Raw genomic sequence first — 13889 nt, 5'->3', positions numbered from 1 at the left:
AGTCGCACCATGGAAACCTACACCGCCATGCGTCATTTCGCCGACAGCTGGGGCCTGCTGGCCATGGCCGTATTCTTCGTCGGCGCCGTGCTCTTCACCCTTCGTCCGGGCAGCCGAAAGCAGGCTGATGCCGCCGCCAGGATCCCACTCGAGGACGACACGCCATGACCGACAAGCACATAGATGATGTCTCCGGCGTCGCCACCACCGGCCACGAATGGGACGGCATTCGCGAACTCGACAATCCGATGCCGCGCTGGTGGCTGTGGACCTTCTACGCCACCATTGTCTGGGCGATCGCCTACACGGTCGCTTATCCGGCATGGCCGCTGCTGACCTCCGCAACCAAGGGCGTGCTCAACTATTCGAGCCGCGGCGAGATCAAACAGGAAATGGCCGCGGCCGGCGCCGCCCAGGAAAAATACCTGGCCGCGATCCAGTCGAAGACGGTCGCCGAGATCGATGCCGACGAGAAGCTGCGGGAATTCGCTTCGGCGGCGGGCGCCGCTACATTTCGCGTCAACTGCGTCCAGTGCCACGGCTCGGGCGCGCAAGGCTCACCGGGCTTCCCCAACCTCAATGACGACGAGTGGCTATGGGGCGGTTCCGCCGAACAGATCTACAAGACGATCACCCACGGCATCCGCTTTGCCGACGATTCCGACACCCACACCTCCGAGATGCCGCCATTCGGCGACGTGCTCAATGCCGGGCAGATCACTGATGTCAGCATCTATGTCGCGAGCCTGTCCGGGCCGGTCAGCGATGCGTCCCGGGTGGCCGACGGTGCCAAGGTCTACACCGACAATTGCGCGGCCTGCCATGGCGGCGATGCCAGGGGCAACCGCGATCTCGGCGCGCCGAACCTGACCGACGCGATCTGGCTCTACGGCTCCGGCGAGCGGGCGATCGCCGCGCAGGTGCGGGCGCCGAAGAATGGCGTCATGCCGGCCTGGGGCGCTCGCCTCGGCGACGTCAAGGTCAAGGAATTGTCGGTCTACGTGCATTCGCTGGGCGGCGGAGAATAGAGACTTGCAAAGGGGGACATTCTCCCCGCCCGGCGACGGGGCCCGTCTCATGGCGGCGGGCCCCGACATGCATCGAGCGGGCCCGGTCTTGACCTGGGTCAAGGCGGGTCGCGCCTCGAAGATGCAAGTACGATTGCTGGAACAGCAAACGAGCGCATGTCATGCTTGATATCGGGCAGGTTGAAACGCTGGAGGCGGAGGCGGTCAATTCCGCCAAGGTCCGCCAGCCCCTCTATGCGTCGCGCAGGAAGATATTTCCCAAGCGCGCTGCCGGGCGTTTCCGCTCCTTCAAATGGATCGTCATGGCGGTCACGCTGGGCATCTATTATCTGACGCCGTGGCTGCGCTGGGACCGTGGTCCCTACGCGCCCGACCAGGCCGTTCTGATCGACCTCGCCAACCGTCGCTTCTATTTCTTCTTTATCGAAATCTGGCCGCAGGAATTCTTCTTCGTAGCCGGCCTTTTGGTGATGGCGGGCATCGGCCTGTTTCTCATCACCTCCACCGTCGGCCGCGCCTGGTGTGGCTACGCCTGCCCGCAGACCGTCTGGGTCGACCTCTTCCTCGTGGTCGAGCGCGCCGTCGAGGGCGACCGCAATGCGCGCATCAAACTCGACGAGAGCCCGTGGACGGCCCGCAAATCGGTGCTGCGGCTGACCAAGCACGCCATCTGGCTGTTGATCGCGGTCGCCACCGGCGGCGCCTGGATCTTCTATTTCGCCGATGCGCCGACGCTGTTGGCCGACGTCGTGACCGGTCAGGCCGCGGCCGTTGCCTACATCACCGTCGCCGTTCTCACCGCCACGACTTATGTCTTCGGCGGGCTGATGCGTGAGCAGGTCTGCACCTATATGTGCCCGTGGCCGCGCATCCAGGCGGCGATGCTCGACGAGAATTCGCTGACAGTCACCTATAATGACTGGCGCGGCGAGCCGCGTTCGCGCCATGCCAAGAAGGCGGCCGCCGCCGGCCACAGCATCGGCGACTGCGTCGACTGCAACGCCTGCGTCGCCGTCTGCCCGATGGGCATCGATATTCGCGACGGCCAGCAGCTCGAATGCATCACCTGCGCGTTGTGCATCGACGCTTGCGACGGCGTCATGGACAAGATCGGCAAGGAACGCGGCCTGATCTCCTATGCGACGCTGAACGACTACAACGCCAATATGGCGCTCGCCACCGGCAACGGCGCGCATGTGCCCGATCCGGCTTCGATACGGCAGGCTGACGGGCGCCTGTCTGAAAAGGTCGCGCAGTTCCATCCCGGCAAGATCTTCAGGCCGCGCACCTTCATCTACACCGCCGTCTGGGCGCTGATCGGCCTTGCCATGCTCTACGCGCTCATGACCCGCGAGCGGTTGCAGCTCAATGTCCTGCACGACCGCAACCCGCAATTCGTCGTTTTGTCGGATGGGGCGATCCGCAACGGCTACACGGTGAAACTGCTCAACATGATCCCCGAGCCGCGCACCATCCAGCTCTCGGTCGACGGCTTGCCGGATGCTGCCATCACCGCGGTCGGTGTCGAGCAGATCGAGGCGGAACCGCTGGCGATCGAGGTCGAACCGGACAGGTTGAGATCGGTCAAGGTCTATGTGCGGCTGCCGCGCGATCGCGTCGCCGGCACGAACACCGTCTTCCGGTTCGTCGCCAAGGATGCCGCCGGCGCCGAAACAGCCAGCTACGCCGCCACTTTCATCGCTCCGGAGGCATCAAGATGACGACGCGCCGCCATTCGCCTCGCGAGTTCACCGGCTACCACATGCTGGCACTCATCCTCGCCTTCTTCGGCGTCATCATCGCCGTCAATCTGACGATGGCGACGCTGGCGCGGACGAGCTGGACGGGACTGGTCGTGCAAAACACCTATGTCGCCAGCCAGGAGTTCAACCGCAAGGCCGAGGAGGGACGCGCGCAGGCGGCGCTGCATTGGCAGGGCAAGCTGACGCTGGCGGACGGCACCCTTCGCTACGAACTTGCCGACGCCGCGGGCAAGGCGATCTTGCCCACGGGCGTGAAAGTGGCATTCCGCCATCCCGCCTATGACGCGGAAGACCGGGTGATCGACCTCGTTCGCCAGGCGGATGGAGGCTTCAGTTCGCAACAGACCATAAGCGACGGCGTCTGGATCGTTGAGGTCGACGCCCAAACCGGGCGCGAGCGTCCCTATCGGCAGGTGCGGCGTGTGATCGTGCGCAACGGAGCGATCGAATGAGCTGCTGTGCGCCGGGCGCCGAATCCGCGCTCGATCTGGATCGCGACGCCAGTGCCGACCCGTCGGACGATGAGATCAGGCTGGCCAGCCGCTCACTTGGCGGCGGGCTGTCGCAGGTCGATCTCGCCGTTCCCGGCGTGCATTGCGCCGCCTGCATCCGTTCGGTCGAAGGCGGCCTGCGGAAACTGCCGGGAGTGGTTGGCGCGCGCGTCAATTTGTCGACCCGGCGTGTATCGGTTCGCTTTCGCGAGGGTGAGGTGCCGCCTCTAGTGGCGTCGCTCGCCGGGCTGGGCTACGAAGCGCATCTGTTCGATGCCGAAGGCGGCGACGGCAAGGACCCTATCCTTGCCGAACTCATCCGCGCCGTCGCCGTGGCCGGTTTCGCCGCCGGCAACATCATGCTTTTGTCGGTTTCGGTGTGGTCCGGAGCGACGGACGCCACGCGCGACCTGTTCCACTGGATCTCGGCGTTGATCGCCATTCCCGTTCTGGTCTTTGCCGGCCGCATCTATTTCCGCTCGGCCTGGAACGCGCTTCGCCATGGCCGCATGAACATGGATGTGCCGATCGCCGTCGGCGTCGGCCTCGCCTATGGCATGAGCCTTTACGAAACGATCAATCACGGCCCGCACGCCTATTTCGACGCCTCGGTATCGTTGCTGTTCTTCCTGCTAATCGGCCGCACGCTCGACCATGTCATGCGCGAAAAGGCACGCACCGCCGTTTCCGGCCTGAGGCGGCTGGCCGCGCGCGGCGCCATGGTGATCGCCAAGGACGGCAGCCACATTTATGTGCCGGTCGAGGAGATCGCCGAGGGTGACATGCTTCTTTTGGCAGCGGGCGAACGCGTGCCGGTCGACGCGCGTGTCGTGAAAGGTGCCTCCGAGGTCGATCGCTCGCTGGTCAGTGGCGAAAGCGAGCCGGAAGCGGTGCGCGAGGGTTCGCTGCTGCAGGCGGGCGCGCTCAATCTTACCGGCGCTTTGACCGTGGAAGCGATCGCCGCCGCAAAGGATTCCTTCCTGGCCGAGATGGTGCGCCTGATGGAGGTCGCCGAAGGTGGCCGCGCGCGCTACCGCCGCATCGCCGACCGCGCGTCGGCGCTCTATTCGCCCGTGGTCCATTTGACGGCGCTGTTGACCTTCGCCGGCTGGATGCTGGCCTCCGGCGACTGGCACCGCTCGATCACCATCGCCATTGCCGTCCTCATCATCACCTGCCCCTGCGCGCTTGGCCTCGCCGTGCCGATCGTGCAGGTGGTGGCGGCGCGCCGGCTGTTCGAGAACGGCATCATGGTCAAGGACGGTTCGGCGATGGAACGGCTCGCCGTCATCGACACGGTCGTCTTCGACAAGACCGGGACGCTGACCCTAGGCGCGCTGCGGCTGACCAATGGCGGCGAGATCGCGCCGGTCGACATGACTGTCGCGGCGCAGCTGGTGGCGCATTCCCGCCATCCCGTCGCGCGCGCCATCGTGCAGGCCAATCAAGACGGCTCCCCGCGGTCCGGTCCATTCGATACGGTCACCGAAGTTCCCGGCTACGGGCTGGAGGCGCAAATCGACGGTTCGGTCTGGCGGTTGGGCCGCGCGCAATGGGCGCTTGGCGATGCGGCAGGCGCGGCGGACGATGGCACCGTGCTTGCCCGCGACGGTGTCCTGCGGGCGCGCTTTGTCTGCGAGGACCAGCTGCGCGCCGGCGCCACAGGCACGGTGAGTGACCTGTTGGGCCAAGGCCTCGCGGTCGAGATGCTGACCGGCGACCATCGGCGTAACGCCGAAGCGACTGCAGCACAGGCCGGCATCGCCAACTATCGTTTCGGCATGCTGCCCGGCGAGAAAGTGGCGCGGATCGCCGAACTCGCGAAGGATGGCCACGAGGTGCTGATGGTGGGTGACGGCTTGAACGATGCCCCCGCGCTCGCTGCTGCCCGCGTCTCGATGGCGCCGGCCACCGCCGCCGATGTCGGTCGCAACGCTGCTGATTTCGTTTTCCTGCGCGAAAGCCTGTCGGCGATCCCCTTCGCGCTGGACATCTCTCGTAAGGCCGGCCGGTTGATCCGCCTGAATCTCGCTTTCGCCATCGCCTATAATTTCGTTGCCGTGCCCATCGCCGTGCTCGGCTATGTCACGCCGCTGATCGCGGCGATCGCCATGTCGTTGTCGTCGATCATCGTCGTCGCCAACGCCATGCGGTTGCATGGCGGGCGTTCGGTTGTCGCGGGCGAGGGGCGGACCGCTGCTCCGGCGATGGTCGGATTGGCCGAAAGGTCCGCCTCATGAGCAACCTTGTCGTGCTGATCCCGGTTGCGCTCTTTCTCGGCGGGCTCGGCCTTGCCGCCTTCCTGTGGGCGCTGCGCAGCGGTCAGTACGACGATATCGAGGGCAGCGCCGAACGCATCCTCATCGATGAGGATGGTGCCGATCGGAGCTAACGACAGGTGCCGGACGCGCCCGTTTGGCCCGTCACAGGCGAAGATACGGAGGCTCAGATGTTGCGTCAGGCGCTATTGCGCGCCGTTGAACACCAGCTTCGCCTTGTCGGACGAAGGGGAAAGGGCCCGTTGCAACAGGGTTTCGACATGGGCGTTGCGCTGGCGTGCGGTATCGGCCCCCATCACCACGATGACGAAGCGTTTGCCGTCGGCGTCGTAGGAGGTGACGATGTTGAAGCCGGAGGCGCGGATATAGCCGGTCTTGATGCCGTCGACGCCGCGCACACGCCCCAGCATGTCGTTGTGGCCGCGCACCAGCTTGCCACGGAACATGAAGTCGGAGGCGGAGAAGTAGTGATAGTGCTGCGGGAAACGCGCCCTGAGCGCCAGTCCCAGCACCGCCATGTCGCGCGCCGTGGTCTGCTGGCCATCGTCAGGCAGGCCCGATGCATTGCGGAATGTGGTCGCACGCATGCCGATCTGGCGCGCCTTGGCGGTCATGGTGCCGGCGAAAGCTTCTTCGCTGCCGCCCAGATATTCCGCCACCGAGACGGCGACGTCATTGGCGGATTTCACCACCAGCGCCCGGATGGCGGAATCGACGTCGATCGTCTCGCCCGGCCGGAAGCGCAGCTTGGTCGGCGGCTGCGAGGCGGCATTGGCCGAGACCGGTATCTGCGTCTGCTTGGTGACGCGGCCGCTCTCCAAGGCTTCGAACAGCAAATAGAGCGTCATCATCTTGGTCAGCGAGGCCGGAAAACGCGGCGTCGTCGAATTGGCCTCGAACAGCGTGCCGCCGGTTTTGGCGTCGACCACGATGGCGGCATATTTTTGCGCGGGAGCCGGCACGGCCAGCAGCTGTTCGGGCGGCGTCGCCGTCGTACAGCCGGCCACGAACGTCACGATGGCGAGCGCGTAGATGCATTTCTGGGCGAGGGCGAACAGGCGCGAAACGGGCTGGGAGGGCATTTCCAAGGGCGGGAAGACGTTGCTGAGATCGCCGGACCCTATCCTAGCCCGTTGTCCACGTCCATTTGGTTTGCTGGGTTATCACCGGCCGTTGTATGGTGAGGGCGGTATCTTTCCGGCCGCGACAGGCAGTGGAAAAGCCACAACGCAGAATGCTTGCGTGCCGGGCGACCTGTTCTTATATACGCCGCAACCGTGCGGCCCGCCCCTGAAGGCGGTCTGGCGCGGAATTTCTGTGAACAGGGGCTTTCGCCGGAACGCCTGACAGGGTCCTTGAAAGCCTGCTTAGTGGAGAGACTAGACAAGATGGCAAAAGTAATCGGCATCGACCTGGGAACAACCAATTCCTGCGTCGCCGTCATGGACGGCAAGGACGCCAAGGTCATTGAAAACGCGGAAGGCGCGCGCACCACGCCTTCGATCGTCGCCTTCAGCGGCGACGGCGAACGCCTCGTCGGCCAGCCGGCCAAGCGCCAGGCGGTCACCAACCCTGAAAACACCGTCTTCGCGGTCAAGCGCCTGATCGGCCGTCGCTACGACGATCCGGTCACCGCCAAGGACAAGAAGCTCGTCCCCTACGAGATCGTCAATGGCGACAACGGCGACGCCTGGGTCCATGCCGGCGGCAAGAACCAGTCGCCCAGCCAGATCTCGGCAATGATCCTGCAGAAGATGAAGGAAACGGCGGAAGCCTATCTCGGCGAGAAGGTCGAGAAGGCGGTCATCACCGTTCCGGCCTATTTCAACGACGCCCAGCGCCAGGCCACCAAGGATGCCGGCAAGATCGCCGGCCTGGAAGTGCTGCGCATCATCAACGAGCCGACCGCGGCAGCCCTTGCCTACGGCCTCGACAAGAAGGACGGCAAGACCATCGCCGTCTACGACCTTGGCGGCGGCACCTTCGATATCTCCGTGCTCGAAATCGGCGATGGCGTCTTCGAGGTGAAGTCGACCAATGGTGACACCTTCCTCGGCGGCGAAGACTTCGACATGCGCCTGGTCGAATACCTGGCGGCCGAGTTCAAGAAGGAACAGGGCATCGACCTGAAGAACGACAAGCTTGCCCTGCAGCGCCTCAAGGAAGCCGCTGAAAAGGCCAAGATCGAGCTGTCGTCCTCGGCCCAGACCGAAATCAACCTGCCCTTCATCACCGCCGATGCTTCCGGTCCGAAGCACCTGACCTTGAAGCTGACCCGCGCCAAGTTCGAATCGCTCGTGGATGATCTCATCCAGCGCACCGTCGAGCCGCTCAAGGCGGCGCTGAAGGATGCGGGCCTCAAGGCCGGCGAGATTGACGAGGTCGTTCTGGTCGGCGGCATGACCCGCATGCCGAAGGTCCAGGAAGTTGTGAAGCAGTTCTTCGGCAAGGAGCCGCACAAGGGCGTCAACCCGGATGAAGTCGTCGCTCTCGGCGCCGCCATCCAGGCCGGCGTTCTGCAGGGCGACGTCAAGGACGTGCTGTTGCTCGACGTGACCCCGCTGTCGCTGGGCATCGAGACGCTGGGTGGCGTGTTCACCCGCCTGATCGAGCGCAACACCACGATCCCAACCAAGAAGAGCCAGGTGTTCTCGACCGCCGAGGATTCGCAGAGCGCGGTGACCATCCGCGTCTTCCAGGGCGAGCGTGAAATGGCGGCCGACAACAAGATGCTCGGCCAGTTCGACCTGGTCGGCATTCCGCCGGCGCCGCGTGGCGTGCCGCAGATCGAGGTGACCTTCGACATCGACGCCAACGGCATCGTCAACGTCTCGGCCAAGGACAAGGGCACCGGCAAGGAGCACCAGATCCGCATCCAGGCATCTGGCGGTCTCTCCGACGCCGACATCGAGAAGATGGTCAAGGACGCCGAGGCCAATGCCGAGAGCGACAAGAAGCGCAAGGCGCTGGTGGAAGCCCGCAACCAGGCCGAAGCCCTGGTCCATTCGGCTGAGAAGTCGCTGAAGGATTATGGCGATAAGGTTTCGGAGGCAGACCGCACCGCGATCGCCGACGCCATCGCCGCGCTGAAGACCGCCGCCGAAGGCGACGACGCCGCCGAGATCGAAGCCAAGAGCCAGACGCTCACCGAAGCCTCGATGAAGCTCGGCCAGGCCATGTACGAGGCTTCGCAGAAGGAAGCCGCCGAGGCCGACGCCAAGGCGGACGCTGCCAAGGACTCGGATGTAGTCGACGCCGATTTCGAGGAAATCGACGAGAACGACGACAAGAACAAGAAGAAGTCGGCCTAAGTGGCCTGACGGCCCAAAATTCAGAAAAGCCCGGCGCCAAGCCGGGCTTTTTTGCAACCATGCACTGGAAAATTGCGGCGTCTCCTTGCCGGTACTGGCATTGCCACCGCATCGTTACTAAATCGGAGATCAGTCTTCTTTAGTTGACTGGTCAAAACAATGCGCAAGGACGTTGGCTGTTGCTTGAGCCATTAGTCAGCGGGATTGGAACAGGCTCTCGATGAAAGCTGATTTCTACGAAACGCTCGGCGTGCAAAAAAGCGCCGACGAGAAGGAACTCAAGAGCGCCTTCCGCAAGCTCGCTATGCAGTTCCATCCCGATCGCAACCCGGGCGATGCGGCTTGCGAGCACAAGTTCAAGGAAATCAACGAAGCCTACGAGACGCTGAAGGACCCGCAGAAGCGCGCGGCCTATGACCGTTTCGGCCACGCCGCCTTCGAAAATGGCGGCATGAATGGCGCCGGTGCCGGCTTTGGAGCCGGCGGCTTCGCCGACATCTTCGAGGATATCTTCGGCGAGATGATGGGCGGCGGCCGCCGTCGCTCGTCCGGCGGGCGCGAGCGTGGCGCCGACCTGCGCTACAATATGGAAATCAGCCTGGAAGAGGCCTTTGCCGGCAAGACCGCGCAGATCCGCGTGCCGACATCGCTGTCCTGCACCGATTGTTCGGGTACGGGCGCCAAGCCCGGCACGCAGCCGGTCACCTGTTCGATGTGCCACGGCCACGGCAAGGTGCGGGCGAGCCAGGGCTTCTTCTCGATCGAACGCACCTGCCCGCAGTGCCAGGGCCGCGGCCAGACTATCAAGGACCCGTGCCCGAAATGCGCCGGCCAGGGCCGTGTCACCGAGGAGCGCTCGCTGTCGGTCAACATCCCGGCCGGTATCGAGGACGGCACCCGCATCCGGTTGGCCGGCGAAGGCGAGGCCGGGCTGCGCGGCGGTCCGACGGGCGATCTCTACATTTTCCTCGCCATCAAGCCGCATGAATTCTTCCAGCGCGACGGCGCCGACCTCTATTGCAAGGTGCCGATCTCGATGACGACGGCCGCCCTCGGCGGCTCCTTCGAGGTGGCGACGCTTGACGGTTCGCAGACCCGCGTGAAAGTGCCGGAAGGCACCCAGAACGGCCGCCAGTTCCGGCTCAAGGGCAAGGGCATGCCAGTGCTGCGCCAGACGCAGATCGGCGACCTCTATATCCAGACAGCGGTCGAGACGCCGCAGAGCCTGACCCGGCGCCAGCGAGAACTGCTCGAGGAGTTCGAACAGCTTTCGTCCAAGGAGAACAGCCCGCAGTCGAGCGGCTTCTTCACGCGGATGAAGGATTTCTTCGAATCCTTCAGCGAGCGTTGAGGGCGACAAATTCTGTCTTGTCCACGACATTGGTGGGCGGATACCTTGTCTACCCCGGCGTAACTGGTAAGTAGCGTCTGAACAGTGGGTTCCGGGGGGAGCCGGTCGGGAGAGCTTGATGGGAAGAGGTCCGGGACTGAGGAAGTCGCTCGCTGAAAAGTTCGACGACGAGCTGAAATTCTTCAAAGGGTGGATCGACAAGCCGAAAACCGTCGGTTCCATCGTGCCGACCAGTTCGGTCACCGCGCGCAAGATGGCCTCGATCGTCAATCCGGACTCCGGGCTGCCGGTGCTCGAGGTCGGGCCTGGCACCGGTGTCATCACCCGCGCCATCCTGGCGCGCGGGATCAAGCCGCAGAACCTCTACGCCGTTGAATATTCGACCGATTTCGTGCGCCATCTGCGCACGCTCTATCCCGGCGTGAACGTCATCGAGGGCGATGCCTTCAATCTCGACGCGACGCTGGGCGAGCACAAGGACGTTGTCTTCGATTCGGTGGTGACGGGCGTGCCGCTGCTCAATTTCCCGGTCGACCAGCGCATCCGCTACATCGAGAGCCTGCTCGACCGCATCCCGGCCGGCCGGCCGATCGTGCAACTGTGCTATGGCCCGCTGTCGCCGATCCCGCCCGGTCGTGGCAACTACACGGTGGAGCACTTCCATTTCGTGCTGCGCAACATTCCGCCGACCCGGCTCTGGATCTACCGCCGTCCGGCCAGGAACTGAGATCGGTCTTGGCGTTGATTTGTGCCTCGCTTCGCCATAGGAAGGCGAAGGAGGCAGTCGCCTGATGATCCCCAAAATTCTCGTCTTCGCGGGTTCGGTCCGTAGCGGCGCGTTCAGCGGCAGGACCGCCGACGCAGCGCAGAAGGCGCTGGCCTTGCAGGGCGCCGACGTGACCCGCATTTCGCTGGCTGATTATCCGATGCCGATCTTCGACGAGGATCTGGAGCGGGAAGAGGGCATCCCCGAAAACGTCATGAAGCTGGCGCGCATGATTGGCGCGCATGACGGGCTGCTCATCGCCACGCCGGAATATAACGGGTCGCTGCCGCCGCTGCTCAAGAATGCCATCGACTGGGTAAGCGTGGTCAGGCATGACGGCGGCCGGCAGTTGAAGCCGCTGGCCGGCAAGGCGGTGGCGCTGTGCTCGTCGTCAAAGGGCCAACATGCCGGCGTGCGCGCCATCAACCATCTGCGCGCGGTGCTGGTACGCTGCCATATGGAGATCGTGACGCCGGAATGCTCGGTGCCGAACGGGGGCAGCGCTTTCGATGCAGAAGGCGGTTTCGCCGACGAGCGGTTGCGCCATGCCATGGATATCGTTGCGCAGGTTCTGATCGAACGCGCCCGAATGCTGTCAGCCAGGGGAGACATATGAGCGATATGCGCGACAAGCTGATCGTCGGCCTCGACCTTCCGACCCTGACCGAGGCCGAGAAGGCGGTGCGCGAACTGGGCGACACCGTCTCCTTCTACAAGATCGGCTACCAGCTCGCCTTTGCCGGCGGGCTCGACTTCGCCCGCGAGCTTGCCGAGGACGGCAAGAAGATCTTCCTCGACATGAAGCTGCTCGACATCGACAACACCGTGGCCAAGGGCGTCGAGAACATCGTCAAGATGGGCATGACCATGCTGACGCTTCACGCCTACCCCAAGGCCATGCGCGCGGCGGTGGAGGCGGCCAAGGGCAGCAATCTGTGCCTGCTGGCGGTGACGGTGCTGACCTCGATGAACGAGCAGGACGTCATCGACGCCGGTTATGAATATGACCCGCATACGCTTGTGCTGCGCCGCGCCGAACAGGCGCTGACCGCCGGCATGGGTGGCATTGTCTGCTCGGCCGAGGAAGCATCGGCGGTGCGCAAGATCGTCGGTCCGGCGATGGCGGTGGTGACGCCGGGCATCCGCCCCGTGGGCTCCGACCGTGGCGACCAGAAGCGCGTGGTGACGCCGGCGGATGCGATCCGCAACGGCTCCAGCCATCTCGTCGTGGCACGCCCGATCGTCGCGGCATCGAACCGCAAGGCCGCGGCCGAGGCGATCCTGGCGGAGATGCGCTCGGCCTGAGCCTTTGGCCCACAAACTTGGCGACGAAGTGGATCACCGCTTTGACGCAAGGGCTTGCGCAACGGCGGTAACTCGGCTCTGACTTGGATGAAACCGCATCTGGACGGCGCGGCGGAGAGCGAGGAGAAGCAGATGCCCAAGGGATATTGGATCGCCCGCGTCGATGTGCGCGATGCGGAGGGTTACAAGGCCTATGTCGAGGCCTCGAAGCTTGCCTTCGACCGGTTTGGCGCGAAGTTCCTGGCGCGCGGCGGCCAGCACGAAAAGGCCGAAGGGCAGGGCCGCGGCCGCAATGTCATCATCGAATTCGAATCGCTGCAGGTAGCGCATGACTGCTACCATTCGCCCGAATATCAGCGTGCCGTGGCCATCCGCCAAAAGGTGGCGGACGGCGAGATCGTTCTGGTCGAAGGGGTCTGACGCCGTCGCCGGTCAGGCGACAAGGTCCGGCACAGGCCCGATATAACGCGATTGCGGGCGCATCAGACGGCCCGTCGCCAGCTGTTCGCGCGCATGCGCGATCCAGCCGGCCGTGCGTCCGGCCGCGAAGACGCAGGTAAAAGCCTCTTCCGGGAACCCCGCCGCCTCGAGCAGCAGCGCGGTGTAGAACTCGACATTGGTCTGCAGGACACGATCGGGCTTGGCGCGCTTCAGCGCGGCAAGCGCTGCCTGCTCGACCGTTTCGGCGAAAGCCAGGCGGCGTCCGGCCTCGCCATCGGGACCGAGCCGGCGCACCACGCTCTTCAGCACGTCGGCGCGCGGGTCGCGTACACGGTAGATGCGGTGGCCAAAGCCCATGATGCGGCGGCCTGCGGCCAGTTCCTTTGAGATCCAGCCGGCGGCGTCGCCGGAGGCGGCGATGGCATCCAGCATGGCGATGACCGGGCCGGGCGCGCCGCCATGCAGAGGGCCTTTCAAGGCGCCAAGCCCCGCGAGTGTCGCGGAGGTCAGGCCGGCCTGGGTCGAGGCCACCACGCGCGCGGCAAAGGTCGAGGCGTTGAGGCCATGATCGCAGACCGTGACGAGATAGGCGTCGAGCGCAGCCGCCAGTTCCGGTTTCGCCGGTTTGCCGGCCAGCATGCGCAGCATGTCGGCGGCATGGGAGGCCTTGGCATCGGGCGCGACCGTCGTTTTGCCCTGGCGCAGCCGCAGCAATGCGGGGGTCAACACCGCAGGCGCCGCGACCAGCCTCAGTGCATCGTCCAATGTGGCGCCGTCCGGCATCAGCGCTGTGCCGGCGCGCATGCCGTCATAGACATCCAATTTGGCAAGGGTCGGCAGCAGCGGGGCGATCCGCTCGAACACCTCGACGCGTGCCTGGCCAAGCCGCGCCGCCAGTTCCTTCGCATCCGGCAGGTCAGCGAAGAAGCCGTCGAACAGAAGGTGCACCGCACCGGCGAAGTCGCGGTGGCCGGCAAGGTCGCGTAGGGCATAGCCCCTTATGGTGAGATGGCCGCCGAGGCCGTCGACCTCGGATAGCACGGTTTCGGCTGCAATCACGTCGTCGAGCCCGCTTGTCATCGTCCGTCTCCTTGATCGTTGTTCGAGACGAGATAATGCTGCTATTGATTGTCATCAATCTTGATCAAGAGAAT

The 13889-nt window shown here is 64.6% G+C and carries 14 protein-coding genes; 12 read left to right on the top strand and 2 right to left on the bottom strand.

Annotated features, from left to right (window positions below):
- The first annotated feature begins 9 nt into the window (after nucleotides 1–9).
- The 6 genes from FZF13_RS06425 to ccoS all read left to right on the top strand — a co-directional run bounded on the left by FZF13_RS06425 (nucleotide 10) and on the right by ccoS (nucleotide 5674).
- The gene (locus FZF13_RS06425; RefSeq protein ID WP_024922594.1) at nucleotides 10–168 is read left to right on the top strand and encodes a CcoQ/FixQ family Cbb3-type cytochrome c oxidase assembly chaperone; all 159 of its coding nucleotides are present in this window, start codon (nucleotides 10–12) and stop codon (nucleotides 166–168) included.
- Nucleotides 165–1028, top strand: a complete 864-nt coding sequence (gene ccoP, locus FZF13_RS06420; RefSeq protein WP_024922595.1) for a cytochrome-c oxidase, cbb3-type subunit III — start codon at nucleotides 165–167, stop codon at nucleotides 1026–1028. Before FZF13_RS06425 ends, ccoP begins: the two co-directional genes overlap by 4 nt.
- Before the next feature lie 161 nt (nucleotides 1029–1189).
- Nucleotides 1190–2749 carry a cytochrome c oxidase accessory protein CcoG gene (ccoG, locus tag FZF13_RS06415; RefSeq protein ID WP_024922596.1) on the top strand — a complete coding sequence of 520 codons (1560 nt, stop codon included), beginning with the start codon at nucleotides 1190–1192 and terminating at the stop codon, nucleotides 2747–2749.
- Nucleotides 2746–3243: a FixH family protein gene (locus FZF13_RS06410; protein WP_024922597.1), complete on the top strand. Its 498-nt coding sequence runs from the start codon at nucleotides 2746–2748 to the stop codon at nucleotides 3241–3243. The genes ccoG and FZF13_RS06410 overlap by 4 nt, the downstream gene beginning before the upstream one ends.
- Nucleotides 3240–5522 (top strand): cation-translocating P-type ATPase, encoded by a 2283-nt coding sequence (locus FZF13_RS06405; protein WP_024922598.1) that lies wholly within the window; start codon nucleotides 3240–3242, stop codon nucleotides 5520–5522. The genes FZF13_RS06410 and FZF13_RS06405 overlap by 4 nt, the downstream gene beginning before the upstream one ends.
- Complete coding sequence (gene ccoS, locus FZF13_RS06400) at nucleotides 5519–5674, top strand: cbb3-type cytochrome oxidase assembly protein CcoS (RefSeq protein ID WP_024922599.1); 156 nt, start codon at nucleotides 5519–5521, stop codon at nucleotides 5672–5674. The genes FZF13_RS06405 and ccoS overlap by 4 nt, the downstream gene beginning before the upstream one ends.
- 72 nt (nucleotides 5675–5746) lie before the next feature.
- On the opposite strand, the gene FZF13_RS06395 is transcribed toward ccoS, so the two are convergent.
- Complete coding sequence (locus FZF13_RS06395; RefSeq protein ID WP_024922600.1) at nucleotides 5747–6643, bottom strand: D-alanyl-D-alanine carboxypeptidase family protein; 897 nt, start codon at nucleotides 6641–6643, stop codon at nucleotides 5747–5749.
- Nucleotides 6644–6949: 306 nt separating this feature from the next.
- On the opposite strand from FZF13_RS06395, the gene dnaK reads away from it, so the two are divergent.
- The 6 genes from dnaK (at nucleotide 6950) to FZF13_RS06365 (ending at nucleotide 12714) form a co-directional block, all read left to right on the top strand.
- Entirely contained in the window at nucleotides 6950–8872 is a 1923-nt protein-coding gene (dnaK, locus tag FZF13_RS06390) for a molecular chaperone DnaK (RefSeq protein WP_024922601.1), read from the top strand.
- A gap of 220 nt (nucleotides 8873–9092) precedes the next feature.
- Nucleotides 9093–10223 (top strand): molecular chaperone DnaJ, encoded by a 1131-nt coding sequence (gene dnaJ / locus FZF13_RS06385; RefSeq protein WP_024922602.1) that lies wholly within the window; start codon nucleotides 9093–9095, stop codon nucleotides 10221–10223.
- A gap of 118 nt (nucleotides 10224–10341) precedes the next feature.
- The gene (gene pmtA / locus FZF13_RS06380) at nucleotides 10342–10950 is read left to right on the top strand and encodes a phospholipid N-methyltransferase PmtA (RefSeq protein ID WP_024922603.1); all 609 of its coding nucleotides are present in this window, start codon (nucleotides 10342–10344) and stop codon (nucleotides 10948–10950) included.
- A gap of 64 nt (nucleotides 10951–11014) precedes the next feature.
- Complete coding sequence (locus FZF13_RS06375; protein ID WP_024922604.1) at nucleotides 11015–11605, top strand: NADPH-dependent FMN reductase; 591 nt, start codon at nucleotides 11015–11017, stop codon at nucleotides 11603–11605.
- A complete protein-coding gene (gene pyrF / locus FZF13_RS06370) occupies nucleotides 11602–12294 on the top strand; it encodes an orotidine-5'-phosphate decarboxylase (protein ID WP_024922605.1) in 693 nt (230 codons plus the stop codon). Before FZF13_RS06375 ends, pyrF begins: the two co-directional genes overlap by 4 nt.
- Before the next feature lie 132 nt (nucleotides 12295–12426).
- Nucleotides 12427–12714 (top strand): DUF1330 domain-containing protein, encoded by a 288-nt coding sequence (locus FZF13_RS06365; RefSeq protein ID WP_024922606.1) that lies wholly within the window; start codon nucleotides 12427–12429, stop codon nucleotides 12712–12714.
- A 12-nt stretch (nucleotides 12715–12726) separates the two neighbouring features.
- On the opposite strand, the gene FZF13_RS06360 is transcribed toward FZF13_RS06365, so the two are convergent.
- Nucleotides 12727–13815, bottom strand: coding sequence for a citrate synthase/methylcitrate synthase (locus FZF13_RS06360; protein WP_024922607.1), 1089 nt, complete (start codon nucleotides 13813–13815; stop codon nucleotides 12727–12729).
- Nucleotides 13816–13889: the final 74 nt, after the last annotated feature.

This window comes from Mesorhizobium terrae (assembly GCF_008727715.1).
Lineage (GTDB): Bacteria > Pseudomonadota > Alphaproteobacteria > Rhizobiales > Rhizobiaceae > Mesorhizobium > Mesorhizobium terrae.
The sequence above is the reverse complement of the archived record's forward strand: the minus strand, read 5'-3'. Positions and strand labels throughout refer to the sequence as shown.

Excerpts from the sequence above, each read along its gene's own strand:
- FZF13_RS06360 (WP_024922607.1), bottom strand. The coding sequence starts at position 13,815 with ATGACAAGCGGGCTCGACGACGTGATTGCAGCCGAAACCGTGCTATCC.
- FZF13_RS06425 (WP_024922594.1), top strand. The coding sequence starts at position 10 with ATGGAAACCTACACCGCCATGCGTCATTTCGCCGACAGCTGGGGCCTG.
- pmtA (WP_024922603.1), top strand. The coding sequence starts at position 10,342 with ATGGGAAGAGGTCCGGGACTGAGGAAGTCGCTCGCTGAAAAGTTCGAC.
- FZF13_RS06405 (WP_024922598.1), top strand. The coding sequence starts at position 3,240 with ATGAGCTGCTGTGCGCCGGGCGCCGAATCCGCGCTCGATCTGGATCGC.
- FZF13_RS06375 (WP_024922604.1), top strand. The coding sequence starts at position 11,015 with ATGATCCCCAAAATTCTCGTCTTCGCGGGTTCGGTCCGTAGCGGCGCG.
- FZF13_RS06410 (WP_024922597.1), top strand. The coding sequence starts at position 2,746 with ATGACGACGCGCCGCCATTCGCCTCGCGAGTTCACCGGCTACCACATG.
- pyrF (WP_024922605.1), top strand. The coding sequence starts at position 11,602 with ATGAGCGATATGCGCGACAAGCTGATCGTCGGCCTCGACCTTCCGACC.
- dnaJ (WP_024922602.1), top strand. The coding sequence starts at position 9,093 with ATGAAAGCTGATTTCTACGAAACGCTCGGCGTGCAAAAAAGCGCCGAC.
- ccoS (WP_024922599.1), top strand. The coding sequence starts at position 5,519 with ATGAGCAACCTTGTCGTGCTGATCCCGGTTGCGCTCTTTCTCGGCGGG.
- FZF13_RS06365 (WP_024922606.1), top strand. The coding sequence starts at position 12,427 with ATGCCCAAGGGATATTGGATCGCCCGCGTCGATGTGCGCGATGCGGAG.
- ccoP (WP_024922595.1), top strand. The coding sequence starts at position 165 with ATGACCGACAAGCACATAGATGATGTCTCCGGCGTCGCCACCACCGGC.
- FZF13_RS06395 (WP_024922600.1), bottom strand. The coding sequence starts at position 6,643 with ATGCCCTCCCAGCCCGTTTCGCGCCTGTTCGCCCTCGCCCAGAAATGC.
- ccoG (WP_024922596.1), top strand. The coding sequence starts at position 1,190 with ATGCTTGATATCGGGCAGGTTGAAACGCTGGAGGCGGAGGCGGTCAAT.
- dnaK (WP_024922601.1), top strand. The coding sequence starts at position 6,950 with ATGGCAAAAGTAATCGGCATCGACCTGGGAACAACCAATTCCTGCGTC.